We start from the raw sequence: 16,485 nt of genomic DNA, 5'->3' as shown, positions 1-16,485 counted from the left end.
TTATGACGCAGGACACATCGCGGCCGTTTGGTCGCCTGCTCACCGCGATGGTGACCCCGTTCACGTCGGAGGGCGCGCTCGATCTCGACGGCGCCGCCCGGCTCGCCACCTACCTGGTGGATGAGCAGGCCAACGACGCGCTCGTGATCAACGGGACCACCGGCGAATCGCCCACCACCACCGACGCCGAGAAGGAAAATCTGCTGCGGGCGGTGGTCGAAGCGGTCGGGGACCGGGCGCGGGTGGTCGCTGGGGTGGGCACCAACGACACCCGCCACACCATCGAACTCGCGCACCAGGCGGAGAAGGCCGGCGCGCACGGGCTGCTGGTGGTGACCCCCTACTACAACAAGCCGCCGCAGCCGGGGCTGGTGCGCCACTTCACCGCCGTCGCCGACGCCGCCGGCCTGCCGATCCTGCTCTACGACATCCCTCACCGCTCCGGCGTACCGATCAGCACCGAAACGCTGTGCCGGGTGGCCGAACACGAGCGGGTGGTCGGGGTGAAGGACGCCAAGGGGGACCTGGCCGCGACCGCCTGGGTGCTCCGGCGGACCGAGCTGGCGTACTACTCCGGCGAGGACGCGCTCACGCTGCCGATGCTCTCGATCGGTGGGGTCGGGGTGGTGGGCACCTCTAGCCACCTCACCGGGGTCGGCACCAAGCAGCTGATCGAAGCGTACGAGCGGGGGGAGGTGGCCGAGGCTCGCCGGCTACATCACCAACTGTTGCCGCTGTTCACCGGGATCTTCCGGACCCAGGGCACGATCCTGGTCAAGGCCGCGATGTCCGCGCTCGGGCTGCCGGCCGGCCCGGTCCGGCCACCGTTGGTCGACGCCACCGAGGCGGAGCTGGCGCAGCTGCGCGCCGACTGCGTCGACGCCGGGTTGCCGCTGCCCGCGGGAGCGGCATGACCGCGCCGCTGGAGGCGGTCGCCGCCGCGCCGATCCGGGCCTCGCGCGCCGACCTGGGCCCGCCACCACCGTTGGCGCAGCAGGCCCTCCGGGTGATTCCGCTGGGTGGCCTCGGGGCCATCGGGCGCAACATGACCGTCTTCGAGTACGACGGCCGACTGCTGATCGTCGATTGTGGAGTTTTGTTCCCCGATACGGAACAGCCCGGGGTGGATCTGATCCTGCCCGACTTCGCCCCGATCCTGGACCGGCTCGACGATGTCGAGGCGATCGTGCTCACCCACGGGCACGAGGACCACATCGGCGCCGTGCCGTACCTGTTGGCCCACAAGCCCGACATCCCGCTGGTCGGCTCCCAGTTCACGTTGGCGCTGGTCGAGGCGAAGCTCGCCGAGCGCCGGCTCGAGCCGTACACGTTGACCGTCACGGCGGGCCAGCGGGAGCGGATGGGGCCGTTCGAGTGCGAGTTCTTCGCGGTGAACCACTCCATCCCGGACGCGCTGGCGGTGGCGATCCGCACCGAGGCCGGGCTGGTCCTGCACACCGGCGATTTCAAGATGGATCAGCTGCCGCTGGATGGCCGGATCACCGACCTGGCCGGGTTCGCCCGGCTCGGCAGCGAGGGGGTCGACCTGCTGCTGTCGGACTCCACCAACGCCGAGTTCCCGGGGTTTGTGACCTCCGAGCGGGAGATCGGCCCGGTGCTCGACGCGATCTTCGCCAAGGCGCAGGGTCGGATCATCGTGGCGAGCTTCGCCTCCCACGTCCACCGGGTCCAGCAGGTGTTGGATTCGGCACAGGAGCACGGCCGCAAGGTCGCCCTGGTGGGCCGGTCGATGGTGCGCAACATGGGGATCGCCCGCGACCTCGGGCTGCTGCGGATCCCCGGTGATCTGGTCATCAGCATGGACACCGCTACTGAGCTGCCGGCGAACGAAGTGGTGCTGATGAGCACCGGTTCGCAGGGCGAGCCGATGAGCGCGCTGGGTCGGATGGCCACCGGCGACCACCGGCACATCACGATCGAAGCCGGCGACACCGTGGTGCTCGCGAGTTCGTTGGTGCCCGGCAACGAGACCGCGGTCTACCGGGTGATCAACGGACTGGCCCGTTCCGGCGCCACCGTGATCCACAAGGATGTGGCGAAGGTGCACGTCAGCGGCCACGCCCCCGCGGGTGAGCTGCTGTACCTGCTGAACGTGGTCCGGCCGCGGAACCTGCTACCGGTGCATGGAGAGTGGCGTCACCTGCGGGCCCATGCCCAGCTCGGGGTGGAGTCGGGGCTGGACCCCCGACGGATCATCCTGGCCGAGGACGGCGACGTGGTGGACCTGCATCAGGGTGAGGCCGCTCTGGTCGGTCACGTCAAGAGCCGGTACGTCTACGTGGACGGGCTGGCCGTCGGCGATGTCGGCGAGAGCCTGCTCACCGAGCGGCGGATCCTGGGCGACGGTGGATTCATCTCGGCCACGGTGGTGGTCGACTCGGTGACCGGCAAGGTGGTGGGCGGCCCCACGGTCTCGGGCAAGGGGTTCTCCGAGGATCCGGCGATCTCCGACGCGGTGTTGCCGCTGATCACCGAGGCGTTGAACCGGGCGGCCGAGGACGGTGTGACCGATCCGCACCAGCTGCAGCAGATCGTCCGTCGTACGGTGGGACGGTGGGTGAACGAGACCTACCGCCGCCGACCGATGATCATCCCGATCGTGGTGGAGGTCTGACCGAGGGCTCACCACGATTGTCGACTGTCGGGCACGGCGCCCGGCCCATCGCCGGCTGATCGCCGACGCCGCGACGCTGCGCGGGGCGACCGTGACCCACCTGCTGGAGGTAGGCCGCCGGCAGCCGCACCGGCTCTCCAGCACCGTACGCCGGGGCGCCGACGGCTGGCCGGTCTACGACGTCGCCGACACACTTCCGGCCTCGGGTTAGGTGCCAGGCGTCCGTTTCGGCAGGGTTGGCGGCCCGGGGCTGGCGACACGGGGTGGATGGGCGTGGAAACGTCGCGGCCAGGGGTTAACGTGTCATTATGGCGCCCCGTACCTCCAAGTCGACCACTCGGCGTCGTACCACCCCGGCGCGTCCCAAAAAGTCAGCTCCGGCCCCAAAGTCTGCGCCAAAGTCTGCGCCGAAGCCGCGTCGTGGCGGGGTTGCGGCGCCGTGGTTCGGGCTGGCCGGCGGGGTTGGCTGGGTGGTGCGGGCGATCGGCCGGCAGGCCGCCACCGCCAAAGAGATCGAGCCGGAGCACCGGCGCGACGGGGCGGGCTTGTTGGTGCTCAGTGTGGCGATCCTGCTGGCGATGGCGGTCTGGTTCGACCTTGCGGGCCCGGCGGGCGACTTCGTGGCGACGGTGGTGCGGCGGGCGGTGGGTGCGGTCGCCACGCTGCTGCCGCTGGTGCTGCTGGGGACCAGCGTCAAGCTGATGCGGGCACCCGCCACTGGTCGACACAAGGGTCGCGCGTTGGTCGGCTGGACCGCCCTGGCGGTGTCGGTGACCGGGCTGCTCGACCTGATGTGGCGGCCGGAGACGCTGACCGAACGAGAGTGGGCCGGCGGGCTCCTCGGCGGGCTCGGCGGGTTGTTGTCGCAGGCGGTGACGGCCTGGGTCGCCACTCCGATGCTGTTGTTGTTGGCCTTCTTCGGGCTGCTGGTGGTGACCGCCACCCCGATCGCCCGGGTGCCCGCCCGGCTCGCCGGCATCCGTGACTTCCTGCTTGGCCGCCCAGCTGGTGAGGCGGAGTCGGAGGAGGACGAGTCCGCGGCCGAGAGCGAGTCGCCGGCCGGGCGGCGCGGCGCGTCCCGGCGCCGGCAGGGCGTCTACGCCAAAGACCTCACTCCGGCGATCGATGGCGATGAGGGCGCCGGCGACGGTGAGGCGGCGGCCGACGAGGCGACGGAGGCGCCGGCCGCGGGTGGCAAGGCAGCGGCCGGGTCGGGTCGCCGGGGCGCCGCCGGCCGGCGGGGCGCTGAGCCCGCGGCGGAGGCGCCGGCTCGGCCGGCGCCGGTGCACACTCCGGCGCCGAGCCGGGCCGAACAGCCGGCGCTGACCGGGTTGGGCGGTGACTACACGCTGCCGCCATCGAATCTGCTGCGCCCAGGGGCGGCGGGCAAGAGCCGCAGCAAGGTCAATGACCAGGTGATCGAGGCGCTGCAGAACGTCTTCGAGCAGTTCAACATCGACGCCGCGGTCACCGGTTTCACCCGCGGCCCCACGGTCACCCGGTACGAAGTGGAGCTCGGCTCAGGGATCAAGGTAGAGCGGATCACCCAGCTGTCCCGCAACATCGCCTACGCCGTCAAGTCACCTGATATCCGGATTCTCAGCCCGATCCCGGGCAAGAGCGCGGTGGGGGTGGAGATCCCCAACGCCGACCCGGAGACGGTGTCGCTCGGCGACGTGCTGCGTTCCCGGGTGGCGACCGCCGACCATCATCCGATGGTGGTCGGGCTCGGTAAGGACATCGAGGGCGGCTATGTGGTGGCGAACCTCGCGAAGATGCCGCACATTCTGATCGCGGGCGCCACCGGCGCCGGCAAATCGAGCTGCCTGAACTCGTTGCTCTCGTCGATCCTGATGCGCGCCACCCCGGACATGGTGCGGCTGCTGCTGATCGACCCGAAGCGGGTGGAGCTCACCAGCTATGAGGGGGTCCCTCACCTAGTCCACCCGATCGTCACCAACCCTAAGAAGGCGGCGGACGCGCTGGACTGGGTGGTGCGCGAGATGGATATGCGCTACGACGACCTCGCCGCCGCCGGGGTGCGGCATGTGGACGAGTTCAACCGGAAGGTCCGGGCCGGCGAGGTGAAGGCCCCACCGGGCAGCGAACGCGAGATCCGACCCCACCCGTACCTGCTGGTGATCGTCGATGAGTTGGCCGACCTGATGATGGTGGCGCCGCGGGACGTGGAGGACTCGGTGGTGCGGATCACGCAGCTGGCCCGGGCCGCCGGCATCCATCTGGTGCTGGCGACCCAACGGCCGTCGGTGGACGTGGTCACCGGTCTGATCAAGGCCAACGTGCCGTCCCGGTTGGCGTTCGCCACCTCCTCGCTCGCCGACTCTCGGGTGATCCTCGATCAGCCGGGGGCGGAGAAGCTACTCGGCCGGGGCGACGGGCTGTTCCTGCCGATGGGGGCGTCGAAACCGCAGCGGCTGCAGGGTGCCTGGGTGACCGAGGCGGAGATCGCCGACGTCGTGGCGCACTGCAAGCAGCAGCGGGAGCCGGAGTTCCGGGAGGAGGTGACGGCGCCGCCACCGGAGAAGCAGAAGCAGATCGACGACGACATCGGGGACGATCTGCAGCTGCTACGCCAGGCGGTGGAGCTAGTCGTGACCTCGCAGTTCGGCTCCACCTCGATGCTGCAGCGCAAGCTGCGGGTCGGGTTCGCCAAAGCCGGGCGGTTGATGGACCTGATGGAGACCCGTGGGGTGGTGGGTCCGTCGGAGGGTTCGAAGGCTCGGGAGGTGCTGATCAAGCCGGATGAGCTACCCGAGGTGCTGGAGTCGCTGGGCGGCGACTGAGCGCGGGCCGCGCCGGCGCGGCGGCTATTGTTAGCCTAGCTAAATGCCTTCCCCGATCTTTCAACTGTGCGATCAGCACGTGCAGCGATCCTGCGCGCTGGACCCGGTCGCCGCCACTTTCCGTGGCGTCGCCGGCGAGATCGCGGCCGAGACCGACTACCGCCCGGAGGGCTACGCTGCCCGGGCCGACCAGGCCCGGGACACGCTGCGCCAGCTCGGGCAGCTGAGCCCGGCCGACTCCGCCGACCGGGTCGCCGCCGACCATCTGCGGGAGCGGCTCGAGGCCGAGGTCGCCTGGCACGACAGCGGGGAGCCGTTGCGGCTGCTGCGGGCCCCGTTCGGGATGTTGCAGACGCTTCGAACCAGCATCGACCTGATGCCCCGGGACAGCGAGGAGCAGTGGCGGGCGGTCGCTGCCCGGCTGGACGCGATGCCGCGGATGCTCGCCGGCTGGCGGGAGTCGCTCGCGGCCGGGGCCAGCCAGGGGCTGCTCGCGGCGCGCCGGCAGGCGGTCGCTGCCGCCGCCCAGGCCGAGCGGTACGCCGACACCAAGACCTTCGACTCGGTGGTGGCCGGGTACGGCGACGGGCCGTGCCACGCCGAGCTGGCGGCCGGGGCGCGGGCGGCGCACGCCGGGTTCGCGGAGACGGCTGCCTGGCTGCGGCAGGAGTACGCGCCGCGGGCCGGTGCGACGGACGCGGTGGGCCCGGAACGGTACGCCATCAACAGCCGGCTCTCCCTCGGCGCCGACATCGATCTCCGCGAGGCGTACGAGTGGGCCTGGCAGGAGCTGCACCGGTTGGAGGCTGAGCTGGCGGCTGAGGCGCAGCGGGTCCGGCCGGGCGCCACCATCGCCGAGGCGATCGCCCACCTGGACGCCACCGAGTTCGTGGTGGGGCTCGACGCGTACCGGGGTTGGCTGCAGGAGCGTCACGATCAGGCGATCGCCGCGCTCGACGGCGTCCACTTCGACATCGCCGCGCCGCTGCGCCGGGTCGAGGTGGTGACCCAGGAGAATTCCGCCGCGGGTTCGGCGTCGTACACCCCGCCGAGCGAGGATCTGAGTCGGCCGGGGCGGACCTGGTGGCCGGTGGCGGGTCGGGAACGGTTCGGGGTCTGGGCGGAGCTGACCACGGTCTTCCATGAGGGCGTACCCGGGCACCATCTGCAGCTCGGGCACGTGCTGGTGGCCGCGGCCGGGTTGTCGCGGTTCGCCCGGGTGTCCCGGGTGAGCGCGCACAGCGAGGGCTGGGCGCTCTACGCCGAGCGGTTGGCCGACGAACTCGGCTGGTACGCCACGCCCGGGCAGCGTCTGGGGATGCTGAAGGCCTCGGCGCTGCGGGCGGCCCGAGTGGTGATCGATATCGGCCTGCACCTGGACTTGCCGCTGCCGCCGGCGGAGGCGAAGCGGCACGGTGACCGGTGGAGCTTCGAGACCGCAACCGAGGTGCTGCGGGACCGGGGTCGGATCGCACCGCACCGGCTGCATCCGGAGGTGGTCCGGTACTGCGGCTGGCCGGGGCAGGCGAGCTCGTACAAGCTGGGCGAGCGGGCGTGGCTGGCGGCCCGGGCGGAGGCCCGCTCCCGGCTGGGTGGGGCGTTCGACCTGAAACGGTGGCATACCCAGGCGTTGGCGCTGGGGCCGGTGGGGCTGGCCACGCTCACGGATGCGCTGCGGGCGGCGAGCGACTGACCGCCGACCCGCTGGACGCGCCTTCCCGGTACCCTCGGTGGGTGTCTGAAGCTACCTCGTCACCCGGCCACGATCGGCGAGTCGCGCTGGTGACGCTCGGCTGTGCCCGCAACGAGGTGGACTCCGAGGAGTTGGCCGGCCGGCTCGCCAGCGAAGGCTGGCGGGTCACCACCGACAGCGACGACGCGGATGTGGTCCTCGTCAACACCTGCGGCTTCGTCGCCCAGGCCAAGCAGGATTCGGTCGATACGCTGCTGGCCGCCGCCGACGGCGGGGCCGCGGTGGTGGCGGCCGGGTGCCTGGCCGAGCGGTACGGTGAGCAGCTCGCCGGCGCTCTGCCGGAGGCGGCGGCGGTGCTCAGCTTCGACGACTATCCGGACATCTCCGACCGACTCTCGGCGGTGCTGGCGGGTGAGCAGCTGCCTGCCCACGCTCCCCGGGACCGCCGTAAGTTGTTGCCGCTGACCCCCGCCGACCGGGCGGAGGCCCGGACCGGGGTGCGACTGCCCGGCCATGCCCAACCCGGTTCGTCCGAGCCGGATCAGGCCACCCCGGCGCATCTGCGGCCGGTGTTGCGGCGCCGGCTGGACCGTAGCCCGGTGGCGCCGCTGAAACTGGCCAGTGGCTGCGACCGGCGGTGCACCTTCTGTGCGATTCCGCAGTTCCGGGGGGCGTTCGTCTCCCGGCCGCCGGAGGAGCTGCTCGCCGAGGCGGAGTGGCTCGCCGACTCCGGCGTCCGGGAGTTGCTGTTGGTCAGCGAGAACTCCACCTCCTACGGCAAGGATCTGGGCGACCCGCGGCTGCTGGAGCAGCTGTTGCCGCAGTTGGCGGCGGTGACCGGCATCGCCCGGGTGCGGGTCAGCTACCTGCAGCCGGCCGAGATGCGCCCGAGCCTGGTCGAGGCGATCGCGACCACCCCGGGGGTGGCTCCTTACTTCGATCTGTCGTTCCAGCACGCCAGCGAGCCGGTGCTGCGCCGGATGCGCCGGTTCGGCTCCACCGAACGCTTCCTCAGCCTGTTGCAGGAGGTCCGGAGGTTGGCTCCGGAGGCCGGTGCCCGCAGCAACGTGATCGTGGGCTTCCCCGGCGAGACCCGACCGGACGTAGCGGAGTTGGCGCGGTTCCTGGAGGCGGCGAGCCTGGACGCGATCGGGGTCTTCCGGTATAGCGACGAGGATGGCACCGAGGCGGCGGAGTTGCCCGGGAAGGTGAGCGACGCCGCCATCGCCCGTCGCTATGACCGGTTGCTGGCGCTCGCCGAGGAGTTGTGCGCGCAGCGGGCCGCCGAGCGGGTGGGCAGCACCGTGGAGGTGCTGGTCGACAGCGTCGAGGAGGGCGTCGTGGAGGGCCGGGCGGCGCACCAGGCGCCGGAGGTCGATGGCTGCACCACCCTGGTCGGCCAGGTGGCCGGGCTGGTCCCGGGCGACCTGGTCACGGCGAAGGTGTGCGACAGCGATGGGGTGGACCTGGTGGCGGAGCCGTTGCAGTCGGCGCCGGTCGCGGCCGAGGACCGGCAGACCGCGGGTCGGTGACGGTGGTGAGTCAGGCGGCGCCGCGACCTGTTCCGGTGCTGAACGCGGCGAACGTGATCACCGCGGTGCGGCTGGCGCTGATTCCGGTCTTCGTGGCGCTGGTAGTGGTCTCGGGGATGACCCACTCGGGCTGGCTCGCCGCAGCCTGTCTGGTCTTCTTGGCCGCCTCGCTGACTGACTTCCTGGATGGCTGGATCGCCCGTCGGTACGGCCTGGTGACCTCCTTCGGCAAGGTCGCCGACCCGATCGCCGACAAGGCACTCACCGGCACCGCGCTGCTGCTGCTCTCCTGGTACGGGGAGTTGTGGTGGCTGGTGACGTTGGTGATTCTGGGGCGTGAGTTCGCGGTGACCGGGCTGCGGTTCTGGGTGATCCGGCGGGGGGTGATTCCGGCGAGCCGTGGCGGCAAGCTGAAGACGGCCCTGCAGATCGCCGCGATCGCCTGGTATCTGTGGCCGTTCCCGGCCGGGTTGGCGGCGGTGGGGCCGTGGTTGATGGGCGCCGCAGTGGTGGTGACGGTGGCGACCGGGGTCGACTACGCTTTCCGGGCGTGGCGACTGCGGCGATCCGGCTGAGTCGACGATGCCTGCGACCGCGGCGGAGGTGTTGCGCCGGCTCGGCGGGCGGGGGGAGACCCTGGCGGTGGTGGAGTCGCTCACCGGCGGGCTATTGGCGGCCGAGTTCGTCGCGGTGCCGGGGGCGAGCACGGTGTTCCGGGGCGGCCTGGTCGTCTACGCCACGGATCTGAAGCGGTCGCTGGCGGGGGTGCCGGCCGAGCTGTTGGCGGCGCGGGGGCCGGTCGATCCGGCCGTGGCGGCGGCGTTGGCCCGGGGCGGGCGGCGTCGGTGCGGCGCGGATTGGGCGTTGGCGACTACCGGGGTGGCCGGCCCCGGCGCGCAGGACGGCGTCGCCGCCGGGACGGCGTACGTGGCCGTGGCCGGCCCGCCGGTGGCGCTGGCTGGCCCGGTGGCCGCCGGCGAGCGGGCCGATCTGCGCGGCGACGGGCAGGTATGGACCCGAGAGCTGCGGATCTCCGGGGACCGGGCAACGGTACGGGCGGCTGCCGTGACCGCGGCGGTGGCGTTGCTGGCGGCACACTGTTGAGGTCTGTGCGGGGTAGAGGTGCCGCCGGGCCAGGTACCGGGTACCGTTGCGGGCAAGGGTCCCACGCGCTAGGAGGTGCCCCGGTGCTGCTTCGTCGGGTGATCGGTGATGCCCTGCGCGCCCGGCGCCAGGGTCAGCACCGGACGCTGCGCGAGATCTCCACGGCGGCGAATGTGTCGCTCGGGTACCTCTCGGAGATTGAGCGCGGCCAGAAGGAAGCCTCCAGCGAGCTGCTGGCGTCGATCTGTGAGGCGCTGGGCTCCCAACTCTCCGAGGTGCTGCGGGAGGCGAGTGATTCGCTGGCCCGAGCCGAGCACCCGGGCGCCCTCGTCGGCGCGGAGCCGGCCGGCCTGCCGGAGATTCCGGCCGCCCGGGGCGAGAGCGCCGCGGACGAAGCGCCCAAGGCGCCGGCGACCCGCGCGATCGAGGCGCCGTTGCCGCCGCCGATGGCGGATCGGGGTGTGCCGATTCCCGCGGGCGAGGTGTCGGTGTCGGTGCGGCGGGACGGACCGCTGCGGACTACGCTGCACGCTGTGCGGACCCGCCCCGGTCGCCGGGTCGCTCAGCACCGCTGATCCTCCTGCCGCGGGGTATGGTCGGATAGACGGCCTCGGTCGACGTCAGAACTGGCCAGGTGGTGGCTGACGGGGCTATCGCACGCCTGAGACCATAGGAGCCTGACAACTCGGCCGCTACCCCGCAGAGAGGACCGCGAAGAGATGGCGAACCCGTTCGTCAAGGGCTGGAGATACCTGATGGCGCTGTTTGGCGCCAAGATCGACGAGTACGCCGATCCGAAGGTACAGATCCAGCAGGCGATCGACGAGGCTAAGGTCCAACACCAGGCGCTGGTGAAGCAGGCCGCCGCGGTGATCGGTAATCAGCGTCAGTTGGAGATGCGCCTGTCCCGCCACATGAGCGAGGTGGAGAAGTGGCAGGGGATGGCTCGGCAAGGGTTGGTGCTCGCCGACCGGGCCCGTGGCGAGGGCGAAGAGGAGAAAGCCCAGGAGTATGAGCGGGCGGCCCAGTCCGCGGCCAACCAGCTGGTCAGCGCCGAGCAGGCGGTCGAGGATCTGAAGACCTTGCATGATCAGGCGCTGAGCGCCGCCGCGCAGGCCCGCAAGGCGGTGGAGAACAACAAGATGGTGCTGGAGGAGAAGCTCGCCGAGCGCACCAAGCTGCTCAGCCAATTGGAGCAGGCCAAGATGCAGGAGACCGTCGCCAGCTCGCTCGAGTCCATGTCGGCGCTCGCCGCGCCCGGTAACACCCCGTCGTTGGACGAGGTTCGGGACAAGATCGAGAGTCGGTACGCGTCGGCGATGGGGCGGGCGGAGTTGGCGTCCAACTCGGTCGAGGGCCGGATGCTGGAGATGCAGCGTTCCACTCTCGATATCGCGGGTCAGTCCCGGTTGGACCAGATCCGGGCGAGCATGTCCGGTAACCAGCTCGCGGGCGGTGCCGAGCAGCCGGCAGTGGAGGGTGCTCAGCAGAGCGAGACACCGCAGCAGTCCGGCGACAACACCGCAACTCGGCTCGACGAGATCCGGGCCAGCTTGGAACAGGAAAACCAGAAGGGGGACGCGGCGCCCGCGTCCTGACCCGGTCCGCAGGAGGGGGTCGAGATGGTGGTCGACGAACGCGCCCGCTACTTCCGTCGGCTGCGCCGGTTGCGCAACTCGGCGCGGCGGTGGACGGTGGCCGCGGGCGGTTTCGGCGGCGTTACCGCCGTGCTCGTCCCGTACCAGGGGCTAGGCCCGATGGATGCGGTCTGGGCCGGGTTGACCGGTGCCTCGGCGGTGTTGGCGCTGTGGCGGTGGCGGGATACCCGCGAGTTGGCCGCCCAACCGGTGCCGGATCCGCCCGACCCGGCGTTGGCGGGCGACCGGTGGTTGGCGGCGCTCTCCCAGGTGCCGGGCGGGCATTCGCTCGCCGAGGGGATTCGGCGGCAACGGACCCGGGGCGCGCTGCGGGGTTCGGGCGCGGCCGGCTCGTGGGAGCGGCTGGACCGCGCTGCCCGCACCATGCATGAACTGAAGGACCGGCTGCGGGGGGCCGATCCGGAGGCGTGGCAGGAAGCGGTGACGGTCGAGGGCCAGCTGCGGGAGCTGACCAACCGGGTAGCGAGCCTGGAGCAGGCGCTGCGGCTGGCCCCGACCGAGGCGCACCCGCCGTTGCAGGAGCTGCGGGCCGAGCACATTGCCCACCTGGAGCAGGGAGTCGCGGCGTACGAGCAGTTTGTGGTGGCCGCGGCCGGGTTCGTCTCCGAGTCGGCCCGTACCGGCGGCTCGGCCAGCCCGGCGTTGGCTGGGTTGACCGACGCGACCGAGCGGCTGCGTGGGGTGACCGATGGGCTCTCCGAGTTGCGTGACCTCCACGGGGATCTGCACGGCGAGTTGCGGGCTCCCGGCTAGCTGGGCTCCCGGTCAGGGTTCGGGCTGGCAGTGGGGGCACCAGTAGGTGACCCGTTCGCCCTGGTCGTCGCGCCGGATCAGGGTGCCGCAGCGGCGGCATGGCGCGCCCGCCCGGCCATAGACGTAGCTGTCCTGGCCACGGCGCATGACTCCGGTGGTGGTGCGCATCGGCCGGGTCCGGTTCGCTTCCAGTAACCGTTTCGCGAGTGTCACAAGCGCGGACAGGTCGGTGACCTGTGGCACCGGAGTCCACGGCCACAGGCCGCGCAGGAAGAGCAGCTCGGCGCAGTAGACGTTGCCGATGCCGGCGAGGTTGCGCTGGTCCCGGAGCGCGTCGGCGATGGTGCCGGTGCGGCGCGAGAGCCGGCGTACCGCCTCGGCTGGGTCCCAGTCGGCGCCGAGTAGATCGGGGCCCAGGTGGGCGGTGAGATGCTTCTCGTCCTCGGTGGCCACCAGCATGACCTGTTGCAGCTCGTACCCGACTGCGACTGCGTCGGCGGTGCGCAGGACCACCCGGATCAAATGCCGGGACCGGGCCCGCCACCGTTCGCCGACCGCGTACACCCGCCAGGATCCGTCCATGCCGAGGTGGGAGTGCAGGCTCATCGCCCGGCCGTCCGCGGGCAGCTGTAGCCGCAGGAGCAGGTGTTTGCCGCGGCTGACCGATTCGACCACCATCGCCCCGGTGAGGTCCGTGGTGGCCAGCTGCGGCAGCCGCAGGTCGCTGGCGGTGAGCTGGCGACCGGCGAACGCCCGGTGCAGGTTCCGGGCGGTTCGGAAGACCGTGTCTCCCTCGGGCATACCTCCTATCGTGCCCCGGGGAGCGGGGGGTCCGGCGTAACGAGCGCCTGAATATGCGGCGACCGTCGGTTGAATCTCGGGTGCGGCGCGGGACGCCGGTCGGCGACATAGGGTCGAAGGCATGCCAGGGTTCGGATGGATCAGTTTCACCACCGATTACGGTCTCGCCGATGGGTTCGTCGGCGCGTGCCACGGGGTGATCGCCAGGTTGGCGCCGCATGTCCGGGTGATCGATGTGACGCACCAGGTGCCGGCGGGGGACGTGCGGCACGGGGCGCTGGTGCTGGCGCAGACGTTGCCGTATCTGCCTGCGGCGGTGCATGTCGCGGTGGTCGACCCGGGGGTGGGTACGGCGCGCCGCCCGGTGGCGTTGGTGACGCCGGGTGGGGTGCTGGTGGGCCCGGATAATGGGCTGCTGCCGTGGGCCGGGGACGCGTTGGGTGGGGTCACGACCGCGGTGGTGTTGACCAATCCGCGCTGGTTCGCCGACTCGGTCTCGCACACCTTCCACGGCCGGGACATCTTCGCCCCGGTCGCGGCGGAGCTCGCGACCGCTACTGCGCTGGCTGGGGTGGGCCCGGTCGCGGGCGGTGCCACGGTGCCGGTCACCGAGGTCGCGGCGGTGCTCAGCGAGGCGGGGGCGCCGGTTGACCCGGCGGAGCTGGTGCGGCTACCGGAGCCGGTGGTGCGGGACGGGGAGGGCTGGCTGGAGGCCGAGGTGCTCGGCGTCGACCATTTCGGCAACGTGCAGTTGGCGGCGCCCGGGGCGCGGCTGGCGGCGTTGCCGCAGCGGCTGCGGGTGGGTGAGCACCCGGCGGTTCGCGGGGAGACGTTCGGTGACGTCCCGGAGGGGGAGCTGGTGGTGTTGGTCGACTCGGCCGGGCAGGTGGCGGTCGCGGCCCACCGGGGACGGGCGGCGGAGCTGCTCTCGGTGACCGCCGGAGCCCTGCTGCGAATCGACTCGCACCGCTAGTTCTGGCCTCGCGCCTTCCTGGTGGGTGCTGAGAAACGCTCGGTAGCCGCTGGCAGAAAGGGTGCGAGCAGATGTCGGTAGTGATCGATCATGTGGGGATTCCGGCGTACGACAAGCAGCGGACCATGGAGTGGACCGCGCACATTCTCGGGTTGCCGCCCGGCCCGGTGGCGGAGCCGTTCGCGGTGCTCGACCTCGATGGGGCGAACCTCGACTACTTCGACCATGGCGAGGGCGAGCTGCCTGAGTACCACGTCGCGCTGCGGGTTACCGAGGCCGAGCTGGATGAGATCTACGGCAGGGTGGTGGCGGCCGGCGTGACCACCTACGGTCTGCCGACCATGACCGACCAGGAGCGGGACACGATCTACTACTCCGACGGCGGGCGTGGGTTCTACTTCCTGGACCCGAACCGGCATGTGTTGGAGGTGAAGACGGTGCGGGACCGGTTCGACGCCGACGCGCTCGCGGACATGCGGGTGGCGCCGTTCACTCCGGCGACGCGGTAGTGGGCCGGGCGGCGGAGCTGGTCGGTGGTGGCGCGGGGAGGGCCCCGGCTGGCAGGGTTACGGGCATGCGTTTGTCGGTATTCCTCGAACCTCAGCAGGGCGCCAGCTACGACGATCAGCTTCGCGTCGCCCGGTGCGCAGAGCAAGCCGGATTTGACGGCTTCTTCCGATCCGACCACTATCTGGTGATGGGCGACCGGGACGGGCTGCCGGGCCCGACCGATGCCTGGACCACGCTGGCCGGCCTTGCCCGGGAGACCACGAAGATCCGGCTGGGGACGATGGTGACCGCCGGCACCTTCCGGCTGCCCGGCCCGCTGGCGATCACCGTCGCGCAGGTGGACGCGATGAGCGGTGGCCGGGTCGAGCTCGGCCTCGGCGCCGGCTGGTATGAGGCCGAGCATCGCGCGTACGGGGTGCCGTTCCCGGAGCTCGGGGAGCGGTTCGGCCGGCTGGCCGAGCAGTTGGAGATCATCACCGGACTGTGGTCGACCCCGCTCGGGGAGACCTTCGCGTTCGCTGGCGAGCACTACCAGGTGGCTGACTCGCCGGCGCTGCCGAAGCCGGTGCAGCAGCCGCATCCGCCGGTGATCGTGGGTGGCCACGGCCCCCGGCGGACGCCGCGGCTAGCGGCCCGGTTCGCCACCGAGTTCAATGTCGGCTTCGCCGGCCCGGACGTGGTGAAGGCCAAGGCGCTCGCGGTGGCCACGGCGTGTGAGGAGTTGGGGCGGCAGGAGCCACCGATCACCTCGGTCGCGGTGCCGATCTGTTGCGGCCGCGACGACGCCGAGGTCGCACGGCGGGCGGACGCGATCGGGCGCAGCCTGGATTCGCTGCGCGAGGCGGGTGGGCTGGTCGGCACTCCGGAGCAGGTGGTGGAGCAGCTGCGGCAGTATCAGGCGGTCGGCGTCTCCCGGGCCCATCTGCAGGTGCTCGACCTGACCGACCTGGCCCAGCTGGAGTTGGTGGCCGAGCAGGTGGCCCCGGCGCTGTAGCGCGCTACGCCGGGGCCGGGCCGGCCCCGGCTAGGCCGGCGGGGGCTGATCGGCGGTGGTGTGCGGCGTCCGCTCGGCCGGGATGCTGCCCAGCCGGCCCGCCTGATGGTCCTCGAAGGCCTGGATCAGCTCGGCCTTGGTGTTCATGACGAACGGTCCGTAGTGGGCCACCGGCTCCCGGATCGGCTCCCCACCCATGAAGTAGAGCTCGAGCGCCGGGGTACGGGACTCCTGCGCGGCGTCGGCGGTGACCCGCAACGCGTCGCCGGGGCCGTGGACGGCGAGCTGGCCCAGCCGGATCGGTTGCTGGTGGGTGCCGACGGTGCCGGCGCCGGCGAGCACGTAGACCAGCGCGTTGTAGTCCGGCCGCCACGGCAGGTCGAGCTGCGCCCCGGGCTGCAGAGTCACGTGAGCAATCGTAATCGGGGTGTGGGTCGAGCCCGGCCCGTGATGGCCCGCGATCTCACCGGCGATGAGCCGGATCAGCGCGCCGCCGTCCGGGGTGGTCAGCAGGGTCGCCGCCCGGCCCCGGATGTCCTGGTAGCGCGGCGGCGAGAGTTTCTTGCTGCGGGGCAGGTTGACCCACAACTGCAGGCCGTGGAAGAGGCCACCGCTCATCACCAGCTGCTCCGGTGGCTTCTCGATATGCAGGATGCCGGCGCCCGCGGTCATCCACTGGGTGTCACCGTTGGTGATCGACCCGCCGCCACCGTTGGAGTCCTGGTGGTCGAAGATGCCGTCGATCATGTACGTCACGGTCTCGAAGCCGCGGTGAGGGTGCCAGGGGGTGCCCTTGGGCTCACCGGGGGCGTACTCCACCTCACCCATCTGGTCGAGGTGGATGAACGGATCGAGTTCGGTGAGCGGCACTCCGGCGAATGCCCGGCGTACCGGGAACCCCTCACCCTCGTACCCGCCGGGCGCGGTGGTCAGCCGGCGGACGTCACGGTAGGTGGTGGTGGGGTCGAGTATCGGGAGTCGGGGTAGGACCAGCACATCATCGACGGTGATCGCGGGCATCGGGGTCG

Annotated in this window: 15 protein-coding genes; 13 read left to right on the top strand and 2 right to left on the bottom strand. The window is 71.5% G+C overall.

Annotated features, from left to right (window positions below; translation table 11 throughout):
• Positions 1-2: 2 nt before the first annotated feature.
• The 10 genes from dapA (at position 3) to pspM (ending at position 12,179) form a co-directional block, all read left to right on the top strand.
• A complete protein-coding gene (gene dapA / locus JQS43_RS17935; RefSeq protein ID WP_239675551.1) occupies positions 3-914 on the top strand; it encodes a 4-hydroxy-tetrahydrodipicolinate synthase in 912 nt (303 codons plus the stop codon).
• The gene (locus tag JQS43_RS17930; RefSeq protein WP_239675550.1) at positions 911-2,635 is read left to right on the top strand and encodes a ribonuclease J; all 1,725 of its coding nucleotides are present in this window, start codon (positions 911-913) and stop codon (positions 2,633-2,635) included. The genes dapA and JQS43_RS17930 overlap by 4 nt, the downstream gene beginning before the upstream one ends.
• A 308-nt stretch (positions 2,636-2,943) precedes the next feature.
• Positions 2,944-5,439, top strand: coding sequence for a DNA translocase FtsK (locus JQS43_RS17925; protein ID WP_239675549.1), 2,496 nt, complete (start codon positions 2,944-2,946; stop codon positions 5,437-5,439).
• A gap of 43 nt (positions 5,440-5,482) precedes the next feature.
• Positions 5,483-7,132, top strand: a complete 1,650-nt coding sequence (locus tag JQS43_RS17920) for a DUF885 domain-containing protein (protein ID WP_239675548.1) — start codon at positions 5,483-5,485, stop codon at positions 7,130-7,132.
• A 41-nt stretch (positions 7,133-7,173) separates the two neighbouring features.
• A complete protein-coding gene (gene rimO, locus JQS43_RS17915; RefSeq protein ID WP_239675547.1) occupies positions 7,174-8,664 on the top strand; it encodes a 30S ribosomal protein S12 methylthiotransferase RimO in 1,491 nt (496 codons plus the stop codon).
• The gene (gene pgsA / locus JQS43_RS17910; RefSeq protein ID WP_239675546.1) at positions 8,661-9,239 is read left to right on the top strand and encodes a CDP-diacylglycerol--glycerol-3-phosphate 3-phosphatidyltransferase; all 579 of its coding nucleotides are present in this window, start codon (positions 8,661-8,663) and stop codon (positions 9,237-9,239) included. Before rimO ends, pgsA begins: the two co-directional genes overlap by 4 nt.
• A gap of 7 nt (positions 9,240-9,246) precedes the next feature.
• Entirely contained in the window at positions 9,247-9,768 is a 522-nt protein-coding gene (locus JQS43_RS17905) for a CinA family protein (RefSeq protein ID WP_239675545.1), read from the top strand.
• Positions 9,769-9,851: 83 nt separating this feature from the next.
• Positions 9,852-10,343 (top strand): helix-turn-helix domain-containing protein, encoded by a 492-nt coding sequence (locus JQS43_RS17900; RefSeq protein ID WP_239675544.1) that lies wholly within the window; start codon positions 9,852-9,854, stop codon positions 10,341-10,343.
• Positions 10,344-10,487: 144 nt separating this feature from the next.
• Positions 10,488-11,366, top strand: a complete 879-nt coding sequence (locus JQS43_RS17895) for a PspA/IM30 family protein (RefSeq protein ID WP_239675543.1) — start codon at positions 10,488-10,490, stop codon at positions 11,364-11,366.
• A 27-nt stretch (positions 11,367-11,393) separates the two neighbouring features.
• Entirely contained in the window at positions 11,394-12,179 is a 786-nt protein-coding gene (gene pspM / locus JQS43_RS17890; RefSeq protein ID WP_338037190.1) for a phage shock envelope stress response protein PspM, read from the top strand.
• Positions 12,180-12,191: 12 nt separating this feature from the next.
• On the opposite strand, the gene JQS43_RS17885 is transcribed toward pspM, so the two are convergent.
• On the bottom strand, positions 12,192-12,980 hold the full coding sequence (locus tag JQS43_RS17885; protein WP_239675541.1) for a DNA-formamidopyrimidine glycosylase family protein: 789 nt from the start codon (positions 12,978-12,980) through the stop codon (positions 12,192-12,194).
• Positions 12,981-13,101: 121 nt separating this feature from the next.
• On the opposite strand from JQS43_RS17885, the gene JQS43_RS17880 reads away from it, so the two are divergent.
• The 3 genes from JQS43_RS17880 to JQS43_RS17870 all read left to right on the top strand — a co-directional run bounded on the left by JQS43_RS17880 (position 13,102) and on the right by JQS43_RS17870 (position 15,457).
• Complete coding sequence (locus JQS43_RS17880; protein ID WP_239675540.1) at positions 13,102-13,953, top strand: SAM hydrolase/SAM-dependent halogenase family protein; 852 nt, start codon at positions 13,102-13,104, stop codon at positions 13,951-13,953.
• A 71-nt stretch (positions 13,954-14,024) separates the two neighbouring features.
• Entirely contained in the window at positions 14,025-14,462 is a 438-nt protein-coding gene (locus JQS43_RS17875; RefSeq protein WP_239675539.1) for a VOC family protein, read from the top strand.
• A 65-nt stretch (positions 14,463-14,527) separates the two neighbouring features.
• Positions 14,528-15,457: an LLM class F420-dependent oxidoreductase gene (locus JQS43_RS17870; RefSeq protein WP_239675538.1), complete on the top strand. Its 930-nt coding sequence runs from the start codon at positions 14,528-14,530 to the stop codon at positions 15,455-15,457.
• Positions 15,458-15,487: 30 nt separating this feature from the next.
• On the opposite strand, the gene JQS43_RS17865 is transcribed toward JQS43_RS17870, so the two are convergent.
• Positions 15,488-16,477 carry a pirin family protein gene (locus JQS43_RS17865; RefSeq protein WP_239675537.1) on the bottom strand — a complete coding sequence of 330 codons (990 nt, stop codon included), beginning with the start codon at positions 16,475-16,477 and terminating at the stop codon, positions 15,488-15,490.
• Positions 16,478-16,485 lie beyond the last annotated feature (8 nt).

This window comes from Natronosporangium hydrolyticum (assembly GCF_016925615.1).
Classification (GTDB): Bacteria; Actinomycetota; Actinomycetes; order Mycobacteriales; family Micromonosporaceae; genus Natronosporangium; species Natronosporangium hydrolyticum.
This window is presented reverse-complemented; position numbering and strand designations above follow the sequence as displayed.

What these genes read in the sequence shown, in the direction of transcription:
- dapA (WP_239675551.1), top strand. Translation starts at nt 3, where the DNA reads ATGACGCAGGACACATCGCGGCCGTTTGGTCGCCTGCTCACCGCGATG.
- JQS43_RS17930 (WP_239675550.1), top strand. Translation starts at nt 911, where the DNA reads ATGACCGCGCCGCTGGAGGCGGTCGCCGCCGCGCCGATCCGGGCCTCG.
- JQS43_RS17925 (WP_239675549.1), top strand. Translation starts at nt 2,944, where the DNA reads ATGGCGCCCCGTACCTCCAAGTCGACCACTCGGCGTCGTACCACCCCG.
- JQS43_RS17920 (WP_239675548.1), top strand. Translation starts at nt 5,483, where the DNA reads ATGCCTTCCCCGATCTTTCAACTGTGCGATCAGCACGTGCAGCGATCC.
- JQS43_RS17905 (WP_239675545.1), top strand. Translation starts at nt 9,247, where the DNA reads ATGCCTGCGACCGCGGCGGAGGTGTTGCGCCGGCTCGGCGGGCGGGGG.
- JQS43_RS17895 (WP_239675543.1), top strand. Translation starts at nt 10,488, where the DNA reads ATGGCGAACCCGTTCGTCAAGGGCTGGAGATACCTGATGGCGCTGTTT.
- JQS43_RS17885 (WP_239675541.1), bottom strand. Translation starts at nt 12,980, where the DNA reads ATGCCCGAGGGAGACACGGTCTTCCGAACCGCCCGGAACCTGCACCGG.
- JQS43_RS17880 (WP_239675540.1), top strand. Translation starts at nt 13,102, where the DNA reads ATGCCAGGGTTCGGATGGATCAGTTTCACCACCGATTACGGTCTCGCC.
- JQS43_RS17875 (WP_239675539.1), top strand. Translation starts at nt 14,025, where the DNA reads ATGTCGGTAGTGATCGATCATGTGGGGATTCCGGCGTACGACAAGCAG.
- JQS43_RS17870 (WP_239675538.1), top strand. Translation starts at nt 14,528, where the DNA reads ATGCGTTTGTCGGTATTCCTCGAACCTCAGCAGGGCGCCAGCTACGAC.
- JQS43_RS17865 (WP_239675537.1), bottom strand. Translation starts at nt 16,477, where the DNA reads ATGCCCGCGATCACCGTCGATGATGTGCTGGTCCTACCCCGACTCCCG.